At 57.3% G+C, this 20,351-nt stretch carries 16 protein-coding genes and 2 pseudogenes; 6 read left to right on the forward strand and 12 right to left on the reverse strand.

Going from position 1 to position 20,351, the window contains the following annotated elements; translation table 11 throughout:
- Positions 1-2,515, reverse strand: a 2,515-nt coding sequence (locus ACP151_RS08695) for a beta strand repeat-containing protein (protein WP_424978495.1), incomplete at its 3' end; no start/stop codon positions are given.
- Between the two features lie 791 nt (positions 2,516-3,306).
- Between ACP151_RS08695 and ACP151_RS08700 the strand changes: the two genes are divergently transcribed.
- Entirely contained in the window at positions 3,307-4,233 is a 927-nt protein-coding gene (locus tag ACP151_RS08700) for a hypothetical protein (protein ID WP_424978496.1), read from the forward strand.
- Here ACP151_RS08700 and ACP151_RS08705 read toward each other — a convergent pair.
- Together ACP151_RS08705 and ACP151_RS08710 are read right to left on the reverse strand one after the other, a co-directional pair.
- Entirely contained in the window at positions 4,149-5,642 is a 1,494-nt protein-coding gene (locus ACP151_RS08705) for a glycosyltransferase (protein WP_424978497.1), read from the reverse strand. The two genes, ACP151_RS08700 and ACP151_RS08705, sit on opposite strands and share 85 nt — an antisense overlap.
- Positions 5,626-6,507 (reverse strand): hypothetical protein, encoded by an 882-nt coding sequence (locus tag ACP151_RS08710; protein WP_424978498.1) that lies wholly within the window; start codon positions 6,505-6,507, stop codon positions 5,626-5,628. The genes ACP151_RS08705 and ACP151_RS08710 overlap by 17 nt, the downstream gene beginning before the upstream one ends.
- A 64-nt stretch (positions 6,508-6,571) precedes the next feature.
- Here ACP151_RS08710 and ACP151_RS08715 point away from each other — a divergent pair, with 64 nt between their 5' ends.
- Positions 6,572-8,647 (forward strand): rhamnan synthesis F family protein, encoded by a 2,076-nt coding sequence (locus ACP151_RS08715; RefSeq protein WP_424978499.1) that lies wholly within the window; start codon positions 6,572-6,574, stop codon positions 8,645-8,647.
- Positions 8,648-9,010: 363 nt separating this feature from the next.
- On the opposite strand, the gene ACP151_RS08720 is transcribed toward ACP151_RS08715, so the two are convergent.
- On the reverse strand, positions 9,011-9,193 hold the full coding sequence (locus ACP151_RS08720; protein WP_424978500.1) for a hypothetical protein: 183 nt from the start codon (positions 9,191-9,193) through the stop codon (positions 9,011-9,013).
- 159 nt (positions 9,194-9,352) lie between these two features.
- On the opposite strand from ACP151_RS08720, the gene tnpA reads away from it, so the two are divergent.
- The 3 genes and pseudogenes from tnpA to ACP151_RS08735 all read left to right on the forward strand — a co-directional run.
- Complete coding sequence (tnpA, locus tag ACP151_RS08725) at positions 9,353-9,736, forward strand: IS66-like element accessory protein TnpA (RefSeq protein WP_424978501.1); 384 nt, start codon at positions 9,353-9,355, stop codon at positions 9,734-9,736.
- Complete coding sequence (gene tnpB / locus ACP151_RS08730) at positions 9,733-10,086, forward strand: IS66 family insertion sequence element accessory protein TnpB (protein ID WP_424978502.1); 354 nt, start codon at positions 9,733-9,735, stop codon at positions 10,084-10,086. The genes tnpA and tnpB overlap by 4 nt, the downstream gene beginning before the upstream one ends.
- 54 nt (positions 10,087-10,140) lie before the next feature.
- Positions 10,141-10,776 (forward strand): annotated as a pseudogene (locus ACP151_RS08735) (IS66 family transposase zinc-finger binding domain-containing protein); the annotation flags it as partial.
- 35 nt (positions 10,777-10,811) lie between these two features.
- On the opposite strand, the gene ACP151_RS08740 reads toward ACP151_RS08735, so the two are convergent.
- Both ACP151_RS08740 and ACP151_RS08745 read right to left on the reverse strand, forming a co-directional pair.
- Positions 10,812-11,102 carry a hypothetical protein gene (locus ACP151_RS08740; RefSeq protein ID WP_424978503.1) on the reverse strand — a complete coding sequence of 97 codons (291 nt, stop codon included), beginning with the start codon at positions 11,100-11,102 and terminating at the stop codon, positions 10,812-10,814.
- A 2-nt stretch (positions 11,103-11,104) separates the two neighbouring features.
- A complete protein-coding gene (locus ACP151_RS08745; protein ID WP_424978504.1) occupies positions 11,105-11,728 on the reverse strand; it encodes a recombinase family protein in 624 nt (207 codons plus the stop codon).
- Positions 11,729-12,043: 315 nt separating this feature from the next.
- Here ACP151_RS08745 and ACP151_RS08750 point away from each other — a divergent pair.
- Positions 12,044-12,630, forward strand: a pseudogene (locus tag ACP151_RS08750) (IS30 family transposase); the annotation flags it as partial.
- 32 nt (positions 12,631-12,662) lie between these two features.
- Here ACP151_RS08750 and ACP151_RS08755 read toward each other — a convergent pair.
- Genes ACP151_RS08755 through ACP151_RS08780 form a run of 6 tightly spaced genes read right to left on the reverse strand, consistent with a single transcriptional unit; the run spans position 12,663 to position 20,342 of the window.
- A complete protein-coding gene (locus ACP151_RS08755; RefSeq protein WP_424978505.1) occupies positions 12,663-13,580 on the reverse strand; it encodes a sulfotransferase family protein in 918 nt (305 codons plus the stop codon).
- 4 nt (positions 13,581-13,584) lie between these two features.
- Positions 13,585-14,730: a glycosyltransferase gene (locus ACP151_RS08760; RefSeq protein ID WP_424978506.1), complete on the reverse strand. Its 1,146-nt coding sequence runs from the start codon at positions 14,728-14,730 to the stop codon at positions 13,585-13,587.
- Complete coding sequence (locus ACP151_RS08765; protein ID WP_424978507.1) at positions 14,730-16,031, reverse strand: glycosyltransferase family 4 protein; 1,302 nt, start codon at positions 16,029-16,031, stop codon at positions 14,730-14,732. Before ACP151_RS08765 ends, ACP151_RS08760 begins: the two co-directional genes overlap by 1 nt.
- Positions 16,028-17,437, reverse strand: coding sequence for an O-antigen ligase family protein (locus ACP151_RS08770; RefSeq protein WP_424978508.1), 1,410 nt, complete (start codon positions 17,435-17,437; stop codon positions 16,028-16,030). Before ACP151_RS08770 ends, ACP151_RS08765 begins: the two co-directional genes overlap by 4 nt.
- Complete coding sequence (locus ACP151_RS08775; RefSeq protein ID WP_424978509.1) at positions 17,437-18,654, reverse strand: polysaccharide deacetylase family protein; 1,218 nt, start codon at positions 18,652-18,654, stop codon at positions 17,437-17,439. Before ACP151_RS08775 ends, ACP151_RS08770 begins: the two co-directional genes overlap by 1 nt.
- Entirely contained in the window at positions 18,651-20,342 is a 1,692-nt protein-coding gene (locus ACP151_RS08780) for a hypothetical protein (RefSeq protein ID WP_424978510.1), read from the reverse strand. Before ACP151_RS08780 ends, ACP151_RS08775 begins: the two co-directional genes overlap by 4 nt.
- Positions 20,343-20,351 lie beyond the last annotated feature (9 nt).

The raw sequence follows: 20,351 nt of genomic DNA on the forward strand, positions 1-20,351 counted from the left end.
TGGTCACAGTGCCATTGGGCGCTGTGGCTTCAACAACCGTCAGCGGGTCACCGTTTGGATCGCTGTCGTTGCTCAGAACGTCGATGGTGACAGCGGTGTCTTCATCGGTTTCTGCCGTGTCGTCCTCTGTAACCGGAGCAACTTCGTCAGTCAGCACATTCTCTATCTCAGAGAACTCGATTGCGACAAGCAGGCCGTCATCGTTGGTGTAATTCGCTGTACCGCTTTCGCCAATGCCGGTGTCGGGGTCAAATGTCGGATCATCTTCGTCGTAGATGATTTCAACCGGGCCCAGACCCGTCAGATCAAGTACATCACCAATACGGCCATCGGGGTTGTTGACGGGATCAATGACATCCTCTTCGAGGTCTTCGCCACCCACAATTGTGATGGGCGATGTACCTTCTACTGTCGCATCAATGGTGAATTCGTCGTCACCTGAGCCACCCAGACCAGTATCGCCTGCGCCGACTGTGATGTCGTCATCAAACGCACCACCGTCCAGCGTATCGGAACCATCGCCACCATCGAGCGTGTCGTTACCGTCACCCCCCATAATGTCGTCGTCACCGTCGCCGCCGTCCAGCACATCGTCGTCGTCGCCACCGTCCAGCGTATCGTCTCCATCGCCACCAAGGATGGTGTCGTCGCCCTCGTTGCCATCCACGTCAATTGGCGTGTCGGCACCGGAACCGTCGATCAGATCATCGCCCGAACCAGTCTCGATTTTCTCGATCTCGTCGAATGTGATGTCAGGGGTTCCGTCCGCATCCAGGCCGTCAACGGTGCCGGATTCCGGGTTTGGCCCCAAGACAACTTCCAGATCATCAAGCGCGTCGCTCAGGTCAAGGATATCGCCTTCGTCACCGTTTTCCGGGCCTGCAGGATCACCAGTGGTGCCATCGGAACCGCCGTCAATCGTGACGTCAACCTCAGCGCCTGAATCTGTTGGATCAATGGTGAACACATCGTCGCCAGTGCCGCCACTCGCCGTGTCGTCGCTGCCGACAAGGATGTCATCATCCCCCGCACCACCTTCAAGCACATCGGTTCCATCACCCCCTGAAAGTGTGTCGGAGCCGTCGCCGCCAAGGACAGAGTCATCTCCGCCGCCACCCGAAATGCTGTCATTGTCATCGCCACCGTCGAGAGTGTCGTTGCCTGCGCCACCTGTGATGGTATCATCCCCAGCACCAGCATCCACATCAATTGCGCCCGTCGTAGCAGAACCGTCAATCGAGTCGCCTTGATCGGTGTAAACCACGTTTTCAATGTTCTGGAACGTAACTGTGTCACCGCTTGTGCCACCAGTCAGAACACCATCCTCTGGGTCTGCGTCATAAACAACGTTCACGCCCTCAGTCAGGGCAGAGGCATCAAGCACGTCAATGTCACCGTCGCCAGGATCTTCAGACCCATCGACCACGTCGACACCAAAGCCATCTGTCACCGAAATCGTATCGTTACCTAGATCACCGCGAATACTGTCATCGCCAGTGCCGCCATCAATCAGGTCATTCCCGTCGTTGCCAGTTATCGTATCGTCACCGGCACCGCCAAAAATCTCATCGTCGTCAGATTCGCCACCTGGGATCGATTCACCGTCGCCAGTGCCGCCATCAATGACGTCATTGCCCGCACCACCCTCAATCGTGTCGTTGCCGGCATCACCCGTGATCGTATCAGCCGCGGCATCGTCGCCGCCTGAGATCGAGTCATTGCCCGCGCCGCCGGCAATTGTGTCGCTATCCGCGCCACCATCGATTGAATCATTGCCGCCGTTGCCATCAATGACATCAGAACCGGCGCCGCCATCGATTGTGTCATTCCCTTCGACCTGCGTCGCAGGATCGCCTGCGTCACCCAGGATCGTGTCGTCACCGGCACCGCCAGAGAGGGCGTCTGCGCCAGAGTTGCCTGTCAGCCGGTCGTTGCCTGAGCCACCGAAGATGACATCATCGTCATGTGCGCCACCCGGAAGGGATTCACCTTCGCCAGTGCCGCCATCAATTACATCGTCGCCGCCCAGCCCTTCAATCGTGTCGTTGCCGGCATCACCCGTGATCGTATCAGCCGCGGCATCGTCGCCGCCTGAGATCGAGTCATTGCCCGCGCCGCCGGCAATTGTGTCGCTATCCGCGCCACCATCGATTGAATCATTGCCACCGTTGCCATCAATGACATCAGAACCGGCGCCGCCATCAATTGTGTCATTCCCTTCGACCTGCGTCGCAGGATCGCCTGCGTCACCCAGGATCGTGTCGTCACCGGTATCACCAGAGAGGGCGTCTGCGCCAGAGTTGCCTGTCAGCCGGTCGTTGCCTGAGCCACCGAAGATGACATCGTCGTCATGCGCGCCACCCGGGAGGGATTCACCTTCGCCCAAACCGCCGTCAATGACATCATCACCACCAAGACCAGCTATTGTATCGTTGCCCGCACCGCCTGTGATGATGTCATCATCGGCGGTTCCATTCACAACTTCGCTAGTACCGTTCCCATTTACAATTGCCATCTTGTCCCACTCCCGCGATTTTTATAGCGACCCCACGCGCTGTAAATTTTTTGTAACAGCGGTATCTCAGTTGCAATACAGCTGTTTCCATGATCCGGGCGCATCATGGAAAAGAAGACAGCCAGTAAGAATGACGGCCGGGACATAGGACGACAATCAGGAGTGGTGCTCGCCAAGGAGAGCCATCGGGGCTCGACATCATTTTCCTAAAAAATAAGTAAATCTTAACAATTATTTAACAAAAAAAATCGAAGCTTGAGGGGAAACCGAATTTTCCTTGCGAGGAAAATTTAGAAAGTAACTCGCATTAAGGTGGTGCGGAAATCTGCTTCCGTTTCCCCCATAAACACCAAGACAGCCAAACCACTCCAAGAGGAATATCTGGAAACAATTGCGCTTCTAAAGCCATTATTGTCGAGGCAGAGCAGACAGTCGCAATCTCTTCGGACCAAGGAATGCAGCGAATCACTAGGCTCGGGACCCATTGATTCCTGCTTGGCAGCATGATTTACGGCCCGAAAACCAAGCGATCGACATCTATTGAATATGAGGCTTGAGCCTAGGCTTACAGTGCTTCGAGCCGGAGCCTTTTGTCGGCGTGAATTGTGACGCGAGAGATGGACCTACTGAAGTGACATCTTCGCCCTTCTTGTTAGAATAGAAGATCGTTGAAATAGTCACTTTTCGGGCCACAAGGCGGACGGACCATATCACATCTTATCTTACACATCGGTCTGCACAAAACAGCGACGACAAGCCTGCAAAATGTCTGTTTCGCCCGTGCAGACTCATTGGCTGAACACGGCCTCATCTATCCACGTTTGAAATCTGACGCATCTCCTGATGGCGTTGCAGGGCATCACGGCCTAACCTTGAACCTTGCACGCGCTTTTCCTCAATACACGCCGTCAGAAGGATCAGAGGCCGCTTGGAAGCAGATTGTCAGAGATCACGCCAAAAGCGATCGCACTGTCCTGATCTCCTCGGAGGAATTCAGTCGCGGGCGTGCTGCGTTCAGAGTTGATATGGTGCGCTTGAGCCAGATTGCTTCGGCCTTTGACAGGGTCACTGTTGTGTGTTGTCTGCGCGAACAAGTATCGTTTTTGCAGGCGACCTTTCAGGAAGTGTCGCGAAATCGCCCTCAACTCAAACCTGCGTTTATCCTAAATGGCGCTCTAAATCGTAATGATGCGGCGGGTCTCTGGGTGGATTGGCGCCCCCTTTATGAGCATTTGTTGTCGGGGTTCTCTCCAAGCCAACTGCACTTTCTGGATTATCACCAAGCCTGCAGGCGTGAAGGTGGGGTAATCGGAACTGTTCTGGCCCTAGGCAACATAACCTACAGGCCCGCTTCAGATGGTCATGCGTTCAATCAATCTCCTGCGCCTTTGGCCTATTTGATGGCGATGGGTATGAATGCGCCCGAACACCACAAAAGTGAGATAATCGCACGCCTTGATGGGGCGATCAAACGACGGTTTGGCGATGCCAGACCAACGTGTTTGTGGACGCGGGATCAGGTGGCGCAAATCCGCGCTCATTTTAAAGCCCCCAATGCAGAGCTTGTGGCGCGCATTCAGCAGATACAACCGGATTTCACCTTGAGCCTGCCAAAATTGCCTGACGACATGCTTTACTTTGATGATGTTGAACCTGTGCAAGAGGAAATCCTTGCAGATGCAGGGCTTGCGACACCAGGTAACGACAGCAGATGTTGATAGGCCCCAAGCATGCGTGAGAAGGCGCTGGGGTCTTGAGTATCGATGATCGTTGCCCGCATTTTGTTGCGCAGTTCGATGTCGCTGACCAAAAGCCCCAGTCTGGACGCCAGCGCGGCATGATCACCCGCCGGATACAAAAGACCGGTTTCACCATCATCGATCAACTCACCAATTCCTGAAGCATCCGTAGATATGACAGGACACCCCTGATGAAGCGCCTCCATGGTCGTCAGCGGTCTGCTCTCGGATCGCGACGTCATGCAAAAAACATCCGCGGCGGCAAAGAGGTGGGCAACGGTCCTCCTGTCTTCATCCGTGCGGCTTTCCGGCAGCACAAACAGGCGCATGCCCTGCGCCCGCAGCTTGCGTGCACGACTGCGAATATCGGCAGCATAGTCTGATGTGTTATGACCAACGAAGACGTTCACAAGGGATTTTGCGATTGGATCACCAACCAGGTGCTCAAGCGCCATGATCAAATCAAGCTGACCTTTGCGCGGGCTCATGGTCCCTACGCTTAGCACCAAAGTGTCGTCTTGCGCACAGTCAGCCGCATTTCGCCCACTTTCGCGCGAGATGCTTGAGGTAGGAGGCAGAGCTTTTTCAATAACATGACTATTGCTCATCTCCTCCGCCTGCCACGAGGTGCGGCTGTCGGTTGAGACAAAGACCAATGATGTCACGAGAGTCATCTGGCTTACAATGTTTGCAAATAGCTCTTGATCATAGAGAGCACGCATTTCATCAGGGGTCGGTTCGTGAATAATCCAATGAACTACCAGACCACTTTCAAGCGCCGCAAAGACCATTGGCCATGACTGAAAAGAGTTGGCGATCAGGGCTTTTGCCCCACTTTGACGCAGCAACTTCGCACAGCGGGCAAGCAGGGGTGAAGCTTCGCTTTGGGTCTGAATGCGGCGCGCGGATTGCCCGTGGCACAGAACCTTTGCGCCACTTTCCAGAATGTTGTTCACAAGCCCGCCGGGCGCAGGGCTACCCAAAAGGGCATTGCGCGCAAGCAAAGGCCAGCCTTGCAGAAGATGTGCAAGCGCCATCGGCGCGCCTGTCAGACCCAGATCATGACTTTCTATCCAGACAGGCCGGCCTGAGCTTGCAACATCCTCAAGAACCAGATCAAAGACTGGCAACGCATTGCGGCCCTCCGCTTTGCCATGGCGCGTGTAGTGGATGACTGGATGCAAACCTGATCCTGCAATATCCGGATAAAGCTCACTGTAGGCCACAGGATCAAACTGTGCTGACAGGGCGCACTGGTGGCTGCCCGGATTATTCAGCACCTGCAAAACATCCGCCATCCCGGCAAGGCCGCGCGCTTTGCAAAAGGGTAGGTCAATCACGCCTAGCGCAACGGCTTTACGCACATCCTCTTCAGTTGCGTTGGACACGGGCTTGCTCCGCCAAGAACTTCTCAACCTTATCGACATCGACTTTAGGCTTTGGATCATCCCTGCTGCGTAAAAGCGAAAGCGTTGTATGGGCGTCCTCAAACTGGCCCAGGCGTGCATGTGCAACACAAACCTGCGCTAACGCGCGTGGCGCAAGAGGCCTGTGCGTCGCTTCGATGGATGCTTGACGAATAACCTCGTCAGATTCCTTGAGCAGGGCTGCAAGATTACGCAGAGGCGCGGCACGCTCCACGCTTGGGTTCGCGCGCGATGCAAGTTTCAATGCCTCAAACGCAAGACGATCCTGTTTCGTCATGCGGGCCAGATGAAAAAAAACGTCACCAAAGCATTCGCAATAATGCCGAGACAACGATTTGGATTGAATGACAGGCCATTCTTCGTTCAAAAAACGTTCGGCTCTGGAACGGTCATACAAAGCCACAGCCTGGCGAAACAGGTTTAGGGACAGCTCGGGGCTGAACCGCTCTCGCAACGTGGACGCAAGATATGCGTCCGCGGCGGCAGCGTATAGGTAAACATCCGTTTTAAATTCCGCAGAATTCCTGATCAGCATAAGCGTATTGGGATCACCTAGGCCAAACGGTGCAGTGCTTTGCGACAAAGGATCCAGAAGGGGTCCCTTTGACATTGCATCACAGTAGAGCAGAAATCTTTTTGCTATGAACAGTGATTGTGCAATCTCAGAAGCGCTCAAAGGATGCGACAGATGCTCAATCACCCGCTCGCCCTTTGCATCCAGCAGCAATACAGCCTGGAAACGCCCTGAGGGACTGGCATCTTTGTGCCTTTCGAAAACAACGAGCGCTCCGTCACAAAAGCTTGGAACGAACACCCTTGCAGCCAAACCGACACCTCTTCACTAACTAAGGAAATTGCATATACTCGCAGGACTTATACGCGGTATCTAGATGAATTTAAAGATGCTGATCTGGTTACCCGGATCAATGAAACATCCCCAGCACGTCCGGCTGCGCGATATTTTTCGCCCACTCATTCATGAGTTGGCGACGCTCGGATTTGATACTGAACTTCGTTCGATGCAAGCGGATTGCTTTGCTGAAGGCAAAGGTGCCGTGAATATATGGCTGGCCACAGATCTTGGAGAACTGCCGCCAGTATCGGGAATGAACATTCTATGGTTCCTACCCAACATGAAGGTGATGTCACATGTGGCATTGCTGGCCTATGATGGCATTCTGAGCGCGTCACAAGCACATATTCAGTTTTTGGATTCATGGATCGGACATCTGCGCCCTATGCGCCAGGTCGGATGGCCATTGGCTCACTGCAAAGTCACCTCCGTGAATGCTGACGCGGCCGAACTTTTGAAGATTGACCAAGCAAGCAAAGAAAACGCTACTCGGACCGCAAAGATAGAGACCCTGCCGTCCGACGCGGCGACCTTGCAGGCGTATCTTCGCGGCTTCAAACGTGTTCAAACATCTTTGCCTTTGCGGGAAAGGATGTGTGGTTTTGTCCTTTATGAAGAGCTTGTAGCGCTCGCAGCAGGCTGTGAACTGCAATCACAACCGCGCTCGGGCTTGCCGGATTGCATCGAGCAGAGCATTTCTGCGATGGGCGCGCCAGATAAAGCCAACGAAAAGCCGCAGGCGAAACTCATACAAACATATCTCGCTGAGCATCACGCACCCGAGAGGGTCGCCAAACGCTTGGCAGACCTCGTATCTCTGGCGATCGGTCGCAAAAAGGAGCGTCAGGAACCCAATAAAAAAATGCTTCCAGCGGGAGATCGCAACCTCGGCGAATATCATGCATGGCTGAACGATGCCGCCTATTTCTTGAACCATAATGCGTTGACATCTTTGGCAGATCATCCCGCGTGGACGCAGGACAGCGATCTGGCCAAACCATGGGATGTTGCAGCGAGGGCCGAGTTGGATCTTCGCAGGCTTCCTCTGCCTTGGAGCGACCTGTCCTTGACAAGGTCGGTTCTGGATGGGGTTCAATCCGGCACCGTTACACTGAGCGACGCCGATGTTTCCCGTTTCGGTAAGACAACGCGGCTGTTAAAACTGTTTGATGAACGCCTGGTGCAAAGACCAATAAATCTGGGTGCTCTCCCGAATGTGCCCTGGCAAGGCGTCAGCCGGGCTTCGCAAGACAAAAAACGCATCCTTCTTGATGTATCGCGGCAATTGAACGGCCACTGTCTATATCAGTTTTCGCAACGCGCCTCTGGCCCGCCTAAAGCCCTATCCGGTTTGATTACACACGACGAAAACTCTTTTGATCCAACGGGCTTTCTAAACAAAACGGGGGTTTTCTTTCATGCCTTCTATCTGGAAGAAAGTCTTGCATCCCTGCGCGAACTCGCGCCAATTCTGAGAGCCGCGCCGATTTACCTATCGACCGATACGGCTGAAAAACAATATAGATTGCGTGACTGCCTGGATGAGTTGAAATGGTCCCGCTACGCGATCCACGTTACAAACAATATTGGGCGAGACGTCTTCCCCAAGCTGGTTGCATTGCAGCACTCACATGAGGCGCATGAATTTGTGCTCCACATGCATTCCAAGCGCAGCCCGCATAGCAAGTCGCTTGCTAGTTGGGGCACGAACTCAGTGATGCAACTGGCCGGAAGCAATCGGGCCGTTGGCTCAATCGCACGTGCATTTGAAGATGATCCCGCATTGGGTATGATCTATGCAAGCCCTCCTGACATGCTAAATCCAGCGATTGCCTGGACCCGCAATTTGCGTCTGGCTGAGCTGCTTGCTGCGGTCGGTGGTATCAGAAATTTACCTGACACCACCCATCTGGAGTTTCCGGTCGGCAGCATGTTCTGGGCGAGGACAGCTGCACTGCGCAATATCTTGAAACTGTCAATCTCGCAGGAACATTTCGCGCCGGAAGAGGGGCAAGAAGACGGCACTCTCGCACACGCGCTTGAGCGTCTTTTGGGCGTTGACGTTTTGGGCAACGGATACTTTTTACGCAGTGTCGATCTACCAAAAAGTTGAGCAAACCAGGGCGCATATTGCACTAGGTGTTCAGCCCCGCCGCCATGAGCTATGGCTGAATCTGGCGTTTGGGCGGTTTGAAAGCTGGCGGTGCATCTGGTTGGTTTGATGTCGCCAAACAAACCACCACGAACCGCACCGGGTTTGCCGGAGGCTTCAACTTTTGAGTAGGATGAGGCCACAATACTGGCCGATACGATGCTGGACAACGTCGTCCTGAAGGACTTGCTGGGAATCGAGGCCGCCAGCCCGCCAGTGGTTCGAGGGCAAGGCCAACCCTGACGACGCCGAATGAACGGCGAGAGGCAGCGCATCGCAGTGCCCGTCCGTTGAACCCGACCTGTTCCGGCAGGGCTTGGCCTGTTACGCTGCTTTGGCAGCGTGACGCCAGGGTAGGAATTCGTTCAGGCCTGTGATTTTGTGGTCTGCGATTTGGGCGAGAACCCATATTAGCCAAGCCTCTACGTCATCGAAGATCGGTTTTGATCGCGACTGTCTCAGCGCAACGCGCTCGTCGGGCGTTTTGCCGCGCCCGTCTTTCTCCACCGCATAGAGCTCCGCAATCCGGCGGATGGCCTCCTCAGCGATGGCATTTTACCTTGGGACGCAAAGACATCTGTGTAAGCGGTGTTTTGCCGCCACCTTCCTTGTGAGCGTTTGATCTGCGAGTCACTGCGTTGACGTAGTTTTTCACAGGTCTGCTCCATGGATGGTCTTTCTGAGGTTTTCACAAAATTCGGCGTAGTTATCGGACCGCGCGGCCATCGCCGGTGGCCGGATGAGTTGAAGGCGTTGATCGTGGCCGAGACCTTGGAGCCAGGCGCAACGGTAGCCGGGGTTGCGCGGAAGTATGACCTGCGCCCGAACCATTTGTCGGCATGGCGGCGGATGGCGCGGGATGGGAAGCTGGTTTTACCGATGAGCGATGCTGTCGATTTCGCGCCTGTTTGTGTTTCCGACCATGAACCGGCCCCGTTGCCTGTTCTTCCGGAGATGGCCATTCTGGAGGTTGTCAAAGGAGAGATCACCGTTCGCCTGGATGCGGCCACGCCAGCAGCCCGGATTGCCGAGATTGCAGCGGCGCTATGATCCATCCGAGCCATGGGGTGAAGATATACATGGCCACGAAGCCGGTGGATTTCCGCAAGGGTCATGACGGCTTGGCTGCCTTGGTGCAAAGCCACCTGCAAAAGAAGCCGTTTGATGGGGCAGTCTATGTGTTCCGCGCCAAACGAGCGGATCGGCTGAAGCTGATCTTCTGGGATGGATCGGGACTGGTTATGGCCTACAAGCGGCTGGAGCAGAACCAGTTCAAATGGCCCGCGATCAAAGATGGTGTCATGCGGCTTGATCCCCCTCAGTTTGAAGCGCTTTTTGCCGGTCTCGACTGGCGGCGGGTGACGGCCCGGGCGATCCGCCCACCGGCTGCGGCAGAATGAATCAGGAGTTCATTTGGAGCGGCAGTTCCCTTGAGTGCTTGCTATTCAGCGACCATGGAATTGCCTGCTGATCTCCCGGATGATGTCGATGCGTTGAAGGCCCTTTTGTTAGCTTCGCAGGCCAAGCTGGCGGAACAAAACATGCTGCTTGCCGACCGCGGTGCCGTGATCACCCGCAAGAAGGATCGGATCGCGACGCTGGAGAAGCTGGTGGCCGATTTCAAGCGGGCATTGTTCGGCGCAAAATCCGAGAAGTCCGACCCGGATCAATATCAGCTGGCGCTTGAGGACATCGAGACGGCTATGGCCGTTGTGCATGCCGAGGATGACGCTATTGATCCGCCAACGGACAAACCGAAGAAGCGGAACGCAAACCGAGGCGTCTTGCCCAAACACCTGCCGCGCATCGAGGAAGTCATCGAACCTGAGACGAGTGTCTGTGACTGCGGCTGCGAGCGCCATGTGATCGGCGAAGATGTCAGCGAACGGCTGGACATCATCCCGGCGCAATTCCGCGTCATTGTCACCCGCCGCCCGAAGTATGCCTGCCGCTCCTGCGAGTCAGGGATCGTTCAGGCCTCGGCCACGCATCGCCTGATCGAAGGTGGCATGCCGACTGAAGCAACCGTGGCCAGCGTAATCGTTGCCAAGTTCGCGGATCACCTGCCGCTTTACCGGCAGGCGCAAATCTAGGGGTCAGTTGCGGATAGGGGCGAAATCCTGCGCTAAGGAATTTTGACGTACCCGTTTGGCCCGAAAGCCTGCAAGTTTGGGTATCGCATTTTCATGTATTCGATGACGCCGCTCACAAGTGAGCTGTTTTCGACAGGGGTCAGATCGGTCTCGCTTTTGAAGGGACCAAATATACTGACGGTGCCCATATCGTCGAGATATGCCCGCGCCCAGAGATACGCACCGTTATCCTGGAATTTATAAACGAGGTAGTTGTAGATTTGGTCGATCTGACCATCGGAGCCTATGACTTCGACAAGATGTTCAATTTGGTACGGCTCCATGCCTATAACTCCTTTGGTTTCGGCTGTGCTCTTTTCGCGATTGCCAACACCGTGTTTTTGCTGATGCCGAGGTCGCGAGCGATCCATCGGTAGGAGCGGCCTTCTTCGATTAGCGCCATGACTTTGGGGGTGAGGCGGTCTGACTTTGGACGTTGGCCGGGTTGACGGCCCAGTTTTTTGCCACGCGCCTTGGCTGCGGCGAGGCCAGCTTTGATACGTTCGCTCATGAGGTCGCGTTCGAATTGGGCGATACCTGCCAGCATGGTGGCCATCATCCGACCATGGGGGCTGTCGAGTTCAAAGGTCATGCCTGACATGGCGACGACCGAAACGTTCCAGCCTGCGAGTTGGTTCAACGTGTCCAGCAGGCCTTGGGTGGATCGCCCCCACCGGCTGAGTTCTGCCACCAATACTGCGTCAATCTTGCGGGCCTGCGCCAATGCCATGATTTGGTTGCGAGCATGGCGATTGGTCTTGGTGCCAGAGATGGTTTCCTTATGAACGTCCAACACTTCATACCCCGCTCGGGCTGCGAATTCTGTGAGATCGGCGATCTGCCGTTCGCAAGACTGGTCGGATGTAGACACCCGCGCGTAGATCACGGCGCGTTTGGTTTCTGGGGACATTTTCTGTCCCAATTGAACTGGTGTGATTTTAGAGGTCATAAGTGCTTGTTTTCACTGGTGTGATTATTGTCCTTTTTAGCCATTTGATCAAGGGGGACATATTTGATGCCAAGAAGAAGCGTTCTGACAAAGCGACAGCAAGCAAGGCTTTTGGGTTTGCCGACAGACCCGGCCCGATTGCAGGCGCACTACACGCTTGGACGCACATTTTGATCACGGGCGAGTACAGATGGCCCAAAAATCACCCCGAAAACCCCTTAACGCAGGATTCCGCCCCTATCCGCAACTGACCCCCAGAAGCCCAAGTTTGACCGTGATGTCAGCATCCTGTTCCGCCCGGACGATGTCGCACACCGCCGCCAGTTCGGGCATTGGGAAGCTGATCTTGTCTTGTTCAAACAACGCTTTGGCCAGTCAAACGTCACATCACTGGTCGAACGCGTCAGCCGGTTTACCGTGCTGTTAAAGAATCCGAACAAGCGCACGAAGCCGGTGATGGGCAAGATCATGAAGGCTGTGCGCGACCTGCTCTACATCGCACGCCGCTCAATCACCTTCGATCGGGGCACAGAGTTCGTCAGCTGGCCGCACCTGCAAGCTGAGATCGGAACGCAAACCTGGTTCTGTGATCCGTCCAGTCCTTGGCAGAAAGGCACGGTCGAGAACACCAATCGCCGCGCCCGAAGATGGCTTCCGAGGAAACGCGACATCACGGCAGTCTCCCCCTCTCGGGACATTGCTTTACAATGCCCTGCCGGGCAGTGGATCATGAATTGAAAATGATCTGCGACCGCCTCAACGCTACTCCGAGGAAGTGCCTCGGATGGAAGACACCCGCCGAGGTCTTCCGCGAAAAGATGATGGAAGAGATGGGCCGATCACCCTACCCTCAAAAGCAATAGGAGTCGCACTTCAAGTATCGCTCACAGTGAGTTCACACCAAGGGGGGGCGCCAGCCGCTTTTCTGCCAGACCCAATCGGGCCAATCCGTACCCCGCCGCTTGCGGCGTCTGGCTTCTATTGCAGTCAAAAGCGCAAGCGGCAGCACCGCCCCCAGGCCATCCCCCAATCGGATCATCAGACGGTCAACCGCGCTCAGCATCCGGGTCTTGCCATCAATTGCGTGGCTGGAATTGGCGGCAAAGGCGCTGTGCAGCGCTGTTGGCGCAACCGGCAGGCGCAGGAAGTCAATCAGCGCCGCGCGGCCTGGCTCGATGTCTTTGGCAAAGTCATCATAGCGCATCATCAGCACTTGGGGGTTACCTTTGGCAAATCCTGTCAGATGGCGCGTGTACAGCGCATTGACAAGCGCCCCGCGCAACAGGTCGCCGAGACGCTTCATCCCGCGCGACGGGATGCGCCCATAGGCGGCCAGTCTTGAGGCCAGCAGCGTTTCACTGCGCCGCGCCACACAGATAAACTGCGCCTTTGGATAGCGTGCCGCAAGTTCTGCTGCCAGCAATGTGTGGTGGGGGGATTTCTCCAGCCAGCGCCTGGAGCCCTGATCAACCATCACACGGCGCATCAGACGTTCAAAGACTTCTGCATAATCCTGGGCAGTGGCAACGGTGTCGCGCAGGAACGCCCGCGGCAAGCCCGTCAGCAGAAAGTAATCCGATTGCGCAAGCGCTTCCTCAAAATCGGCGCGCGCCGTCGGATTGGCAAATTCGCCAAAGGCGCGGGCAAAATGGGAGAAGAACACGCTTTCATGCACCCCCTGATGTTCAGGCGCCGTCACCGCCGCCACCACGCCCGATCCAACAATCATATTGGCCAGCCAGGTGGTGCCTGAACGTTGCAGCCCCAGCACAAAAATTGCACCGTCCCCCTCTGTCGTGGTCTGCTCATTCATCTGTTCAGGCCTTGGTCCTGGAGGGTGTCCACAGAGTGCTTTGACGCCCGGCCATGCAGCGCAGAATACCCCAACCCATGGCCACATGGGCAAAGGTGAAAAACGCGGCCAGCGCCACCGGTTTGAGGCGGCGCAGGTCAGGCCGGATCAACCCCGCCAGTGCCATTCCATAGAAGCTGATCTGCCCGATGCCGGTCAGCAGATAAAACCCGCCCTTGTCGATCAGCAGCAGATTGCTGACAAACAGCAGCACCAGAAACAGCGGGTTCAGCCGCCGCATCAGCTTGTGCGAGAACAGCTGCCAGGCATAAAGCCCATGCGCAAAGGGGTTCATCAACGCGGCATTCTGCATCAGGCTGCGCCAGCCCCGCTCCGACGACCGGATTCTCCGGCGCATTTCGCTTTTGACCTCTTCAGTGGTGGTTTCACTGGTGCGCGCGTCAGGTTCAAACACCAGTCGCTTGCCCGCATGGACGGCGGCCACCGAAATGTCAAAATCATCGGTACAGCCCAGCCTCGGCGCCCGCGCCAGCTCGCGACGCATCGAATAGACAGACCCCTGCGCAGATACCGTGCCGCCCAACTGGGCCTCGGCATGTTTCATCGCCTGATCATAGCGCCAGAACAGCCCCTCTGACATGCCGATGCCGCCGTCCTTGGCCTGGACCGTGATTTGCCCGCAAACCCCGCCCACACGGCGGTCTTGATAATGGGGCAGCATCGCCAGCAGGCTATTGGGCGCCAGCATCGCATTGGCATCAGAGAACACCACCACATCGCCGCTGCATTTCTCTAACCCGCATGCCAGTGCCAGCGCCTTGCCCTGACGACCAGGCTCCAGCACGTTTATCGCCGGATCCTCCACCCTGCGCGCGACCTGTGCCGTGCCGTCGCTCGAGCCGTCACAGACCAGGATCACCTCCAGCGCGCAGTCGCCGCGCGCCAGCTCCAGGGTATTGCGCAGTTTTTCCGCAATCACCGGGGCCTCGTTATAGGCGGCAATCAGGAAACTTACCTTGGCAGGCATCGGCGCATCCACACGGGGGGACCAGGCAGGAAAAAACCGTCCCAGCCCCAATAGGATCAGGGAATAGCCAATCAGCGAATACCCAAGCGCCAGCGCGGAAATCCAAAACAGGGCAGTCAACATCAGGGGGGGGTCCTTTGTGGGTCTGTCGTCATCGCCGCCGCCAGGGCGCGCGCATTTTCGGAAATCAGATAGTCAGTTTGAATGCGGGCCTGACCAGCCGCAGCAATCGCTGCCGCCCGCGGCCAGTCACCGGCAATCTCTTGCAAGGCATTGGCAATGTGGCTGGCATCACCGGCCTCTGTCAGCCAGCCGGTCTGGCCGTCTTCAACCAGTTCGGGGATGCCCGACAGAGCGCTGGCAATCACCGCACGGCCATGGCCCATAGCCTCCATCAGCACCACTGGAATACCTTCTACCCGGCCCGACGTGGCAATGATCGAGGGCACCACCAGCACATGCGCCCAGCGATGCGCCTCCGCCACCTCTTCAGCGGTCAGTGGACCGTTAAACTGCACCCGCGCACCAAGTCCCAATGCCTCTGCCTGCGCCTGCAACGCCGCCGCCAGGTCACCACCGCCGACAATGCGGGCGCGCCAGCGCATCTTCGTGGGCAGTTGGGCCAGCGCCTCCAGCAGGTGCCGCACGCCTTTCTTTTCGATCAAGGAACCCACATAGAGAATGCGCAAACCTTCTCCGTCAGGCGACTGATCCGGGGCTTCAGGTGCAGGGGTTCGGGTCTGCTCAGCAACCACGCCACAGCGGATCAACTTCAAGCGTTCTGTCGGAAACCCCTCCAATTCGGACAGGAAGCGGATGTTATAGGCGCTGATTGAGCGGATGAATCGCGCGGCCTGTGCCTTGTCTACCAGCATCGCCTGACTGACAAAGATGTCATTGGCATGGGCCGTAAAGCTGAACGGCACGCCGCCCACCTGCGACGCAATAAAGGCGGCATTGGCCGGGTGGCCGGCAAATTCTCCATGCACATGGTCGATGCCCTGCGCCCGGCACCAGCGCCCCAGCGCGACGGCCTTGGGATAGAGCGCCGCCACCGCCAGCCCGCGTTTGGGCTCGCGCCAATGGGCGCGGATCAGGCGCGCCGCCAGACAGGCCATCCGGCGCGGTGCGCGGATCCATTCGGCCAGCATTGGCAGCAGGCTGGAAGCCCCCAGATAGGGCAGGCTGAAGACCCGGTGCATCAGCGGCTCAAAGAAGGCATGGACCTTGTCGTGATGGCGATAGGGTTTGATATGAAACAGCCAGGGTTCATGACCCATGCGGTCATATTCCACAAGATTGCGATAGGCAAAGGTCTCGGTGATCTTGGGAAATTCGCTGACCACCACCAACAGCTTTCTGCGGTCGGCAGGCGCCATTTCAGCCCGTTCGGCGGTCTGTGTCACAACGCCGATTGTGTTCATGTCCGGCCTTTCAAGGATTTATTGACCTGGAACAGCGCCGCAGCCTGCGCGGTCAGAAGCCAGGTGTATTTGGTAAACTCGTTGGGCAGGAACAGGCTGACAATCAGATAGGCGCCAAAGGCATAGATCAGCGCTCGCGCCAAGACCCTCAGCTCGGCGTCAGCCGGTTCGCGCAAAACCGCCCGCAGCCGCGCCAGCCCATATCCCAGCATGAAAAAGAACGACAGCGAAGCCAGCCCCATCTGCACCGCAACCGACAGGAACATATTGTGCAATTCCCGCCCCAGCAGGGTACGCCCGGGCAGGTAGCGATATTCTGGATTTGTGAAATGATGCGGGAAATTGCCCGGCCCCACCCCCAGCACAGGGTTTTCGCCCAGCAGGTTCAGGCCAATCAGGTTATAGCTCCATCGCCGCCCCAGGGTCCAATCGCCGCCACTGCCGCCAAAGATCGACCAAAGCCGCTCCCAATATTCACCCGGAATAAAGGGCGATGCCAGCACCAGACCAAACAGCGCGCAGATGATCATCGGCGGCAGGAACTTCTCGTGGCGATAGCGCCACATCAGCAGCAGCCCAATAACTCCGTACCCAACCACCGCAGAGCGGGCAAAGGACAGGATCACCGCAAGGGTACCCAGAACCACAGTCGCCAGCATCGCCATACGCAGCCGGGGGCTTTCCAGTGCGTGCACCAGCGCAAAAATCACCCCGGTCAGCAATAACGAGGCCGCCGTGGTCGGGTTATAATCCGATCCGCCAGAAGAGCGGTCGAACCCTTCGGCGGTGCGCGCGGTGGTGGCGGCTTCGGCCTTGGCAATGCTGATACCGCCATACAGATCCAGAAACAGCAGCAGGGACGTCGCCAGCGATGTCGCCGCCAGCATATAAAGCAACAAACGGATGCGGGTCTTGGTCGCGGCAAAGACAATTACCAGAACCATCAAGAGATAAAGGCTGATGTATGTTTTCAACGCATCCAGCGCCTGTGCCTTATTGCTGGCAAACAGAGCGCTGACAAAGGCCAGAACCAGAAACACCAGACCCAATATTGCCACGGGCTCGCTCAGAAGCGTGCGGATCTGGGCACGCAACTGCGATCCGCGCAGGATCATCACCACCGCACAGGCCGCCGCCGTCAGCTTGAAGTAGGACAACGGAAGAAATCCAAAAAGCAGCTTTTCCACGGCATCCAGATGGGCAAACACCGCCAGCGACAGAACCCCCAGAAACGGATGCCAGAACAGCAAGAGACCCAGCATCAGACCGATTGGCATGGCGATAGTCAGGACCGGGTTGGCCAACAGTCCAACCAGCACTACTAACAGCCCACTGGCACCACCCCAGACAGCCGTCTGCCAGTCCTGTATCCGCGATGTCAGCCGTTTGCCAAACTCTCCCGTCATCACGGCGCCCCATAGCCCGAGGCCCCCAGAAGCCGCCGCCGTCGGCGTGCCGCCAGTGCCACAAGCACATGCCAAATCCAATGCCCCGATGCAGCCTGGGCACGGGCTCGTACGGCCAGCGCTTCGAGCCACAAAGGGCCCGGGCCAAAAGCGTGATCCTGCAGATGAATTCGGCTCAGGACTGTTGCGGCTTCGCCCACACGATTTTCGCCATTCCCGCCGGTCACCGCAGTGAACCCCGCGTCATAGGCTGCCTGCAGAGATACTTCATCACAGCGATCAAAGGGCCAGGCCATCACGTTCGGCGCGCGGCCCAGTACCGTCTCAAGTCGGCCATGGGCCTCGGTCAGCATGGCCGTAACACGGGCTCTAAACTCGGCCTCTGTTTCAGCCCGCCCATCCCGCCACCAGCGCCCTGCCAGCGCCGAGTCATGGCACGGCAATACGCAGCCCGGAGCCAAGATCTCGGGCGCAGTGGCCGCCTTGTACCAAAGCGATTTATTCCCTTCCCCCTTTGCCCAGCTAAGCGGCGCATGGGGTTTCCAGTCATCGCCCTGAACCGTTTCAGCAGGCGCATCCGACACTGGAATACGAGCATGATTGGTGCCATGGGCCTCAACCGTGAACAGCGGATCGGCATCCAAAGCGCGCAGCTCGGCGGCATTCATATAGCCTGCCCAGGCTGCTGCACCCTGGCTGCGGGCATCTTGGCGCAAACTCTCGCCCTCTGCGATGAAATCGGTGGAGGCAAAGAACATCGCAGGGGCAGAGAATTCCCGCAGGATGGGCACCGCAAAAAGATAGTTGTCCAGATAGGCATCATCAAACTGCAGCACCACAGTCCGGCGGGGCAGCGCAGTGCCGCTTTGGCGCGCCTGGATCAACTCCTGAGTCGCGATCACCCGCCAGCCCCCGGCCCGCAACGCAGCCAGATGGCAGCGCAGCACCTCAGGGCGCACCGAAGTATTGCGTGCCCAGGGCAGCCAACCTGCATCCGGTGACACGCTGTGATAGACCAGAATGGGCACACCGCCCGGTTGATACAGCTGCCAGGCAGCCCAGATCAGACAGGCAATACCCAGCAGCAAAGCCAGCAACGGCCCGTCAGCCAGAAGAGCAGCCAGCGCAACAGCCCCTCCCGCGCCCAAAATCAGCGCGGCGCGGCGAAACCCACGCTTTCGGGCCTGACGACGCCCTTCTGTCCCTGTGGCCGTCACGTCAACAACATTGCAAAGGTAGAGGGGCTGCGGCCATTTTCGGACACCTGCGCGCCCCCGGCCAAACCAATGACCTCGGCCTCATTGGTTCCGCCAGAGGCCAGGCCAATCACCAGATGGTGGCGCGACAGTGCAGACCAATCGGAAATCTGCGACACCGGCAACAGCGCCGTGACTGGCAGCGGCTCACCCTGCGCGTTTTTGCGCCCCAGAATCTTGACCACTGCCTGCATGACCAATTGCAGATCATTCGCATTGGCAGAGGCACCCTGGGTGGTGACATAGAGCGTATCGGTGGGCCAGCGTCCGCTGCCCTCGACCGCCAGACGATGCCCGACCTGCTCTGCAAAGGCCCGCAGCGCAGGTGTGGCAGCCCGGTCCCGTTTCACAACTGACTTCGCCGCCGACAGCAGGGCCGGTGTCAGACGCGGCAGACTGCGCGCGCCAAAAATCGCCCGCACATCCTCGCTGGTGCGCAGACGGGTGCCCAGAACATCACTGGCAAAGATCGGCACCAGCATCACCAGGCTGCCGACAATGAAACCAACAACCGTATTGAACATCACCATCGGGAACTTGGGATACACAGCGGGTTCAGCCGCACTGATGATCCGCACCTGCGACAGTTGCGCATTGCGCGCCAGTTCGGTCTGAATACGGCGTTCTTGCAGATCGGCCAGTTCGGTGCGCGTGTCAGCGATCCGTTGATCCACCGCCACAAAGGCCTCTTGCGCCTGTCCCAGATCCTGCAATGCCTGTTCTGCCGCATCCAGGTTGTCCTGCCTTTGCGCCTGGCGCACCCTGGCAGAGGCAAGGGCGCCACGGATCTTGACCAGATCCTGACGCAGCTGACGCGAGATCCCTGCATCCCCCTCGCGGGCAATCGCAGCAACCAGCGCCTCCAGCTGGGACTCGCGTTCCAAAAGCACCACATTGGCCTCTTCCAAGGCGTGCCGTGCGGCGCTGCGATTGTCCTGCCGATAACTACGTTCCGCAGCCAGGCTGGAAACGCCAAGCTGTTTCTCCAGAGACCAGCGCTCTTCCAGCAGAAGTGCCAGCTTTGCCTCTTCATCTTCCTGCACCGCCTTCAGCGCGTCATCCACGCGTGCTGCATCACGGCTCAGCTCTTCCTGTGCGGCTTCGATATAGGCCTGTGCCAGAGCATTGGCCGCCGCCGCAGCAATCACCGGATCCGTGTAGGAAACCGAGGCTTGCAAGATATAGGAGCCTTCGACAATCTCGATGTTGCTGGCGCTGATCAGATCACTGATGTATTGCTCCCGTTCGGGCAGATCCACAAAATAACCAGAGTTCAGGATCCGCAACCATCTGAACACGGCCTTGCGCAGTTTTCCGATCACGCTGGGCGGATCAGAGGGCATATTGCCATCGTTTTGGCTGACCAGAATATCAATCGCACGGCCGGCAACCGGGCGCGACAGCAAGCGTTCGATATGCGACTGCGCAATGATCGTCGCAGGATTGAACTGGCTCACCCCCAGAAAGGCGCTGTTGAACCTCAGATCCTCCTGCGAGGGCTGCATATTCATGGTAACACTCGATTCATAGATCGGCATTTCCTTCAGCAACAACAGGCTCAGTACCAACGCCGCACCCGCCGAAAACAACGCTGTCTTCAGGATCTTACGGCGGAACAGGCTTAGAAGCTCAATGTAGTGGTTCAGCATCGGAGATCT

The organism is Leisingera sp. S232 (assembly GCF_049800895.1).
In the GTDB taxonomy this organism is placed as follows: Bacteria; Pseudomonadota; Alphaproteobacteria; order Rhodobacterales; family Rhodobacteraceae; genus Leisingera.

Bases quoted from the DNA above. Each gene is read 5' to 3' on its own strand.
- ACP151_RS08780 (WP_424978510.1), bottom strand. From the start codon at position 20,342: ATGCTGAACCACTACATTGAGCTTCTAAGCCTGTTCCGCCGTAAGATC.
- ACP151_RS08765 (WP_424978507.1), bottom strand. From the start codon at position 16,031: ATGAACACAATCGGCGTTGTGACACAGACCGCCGAACGGGCTGAAATG.
- tnpA (WP_424978501.1), top strand. From the start codon at position 9,353: ATGGATGGTCTTTCTGAGGTTTTCACAAAATTCGGCGTAGTTATCGGA.
- ACP151_RS08745 (WP_424978504.1), bottom strand. From the start codon at position 11,728: ATGTCCCCAGAAACCAAACGCGCCGTGATCTACGCGCGGGTGTCTACA.
- ACP151_RS08715 (WP_424978499.1), top strand. From the start codon at position 6,572: ATGAATTTAAAGATGCTGATCTGGTTACCCGGATCAATGAAACATCCC.
- tnpB (WP_424978502.1), top strand. From the start codon at position 9,733: ATGATCCATCCGAGCCATGGGGTGAAGATATACATGGCCACGAAGCCG.
- ACP151_RS08770 (WP_424978508.1), bottom strand. From the start codon at position 17,437: ATGACGGGAGAGTTTGGCAAACGGCTGACATCGCGGATACAGGACTGG.
- ACP151_RS08760 (WP_424978506.1), bottom strand. From the start codon at position 14,730: ATGTTGACTGCCCTGTTTTGGATTTCCGCGCTGGCGCTTGGGTATTCG.
- ACP151_RS08740 (WP_424978503.1), bottom strand. From the start codon at position 11,102: ATGGAGCCGTACCAAATTGAACATCTTGTCGAAGTCATAGGCTCCGAT.
- ACP151_RS08755 (WP_424978505.1), bottom strand. From the start codon at position 13,580: ATGAATGAGCAGACCACGACAGAGGGGGACGGTGCAATTTTTGTGCTG.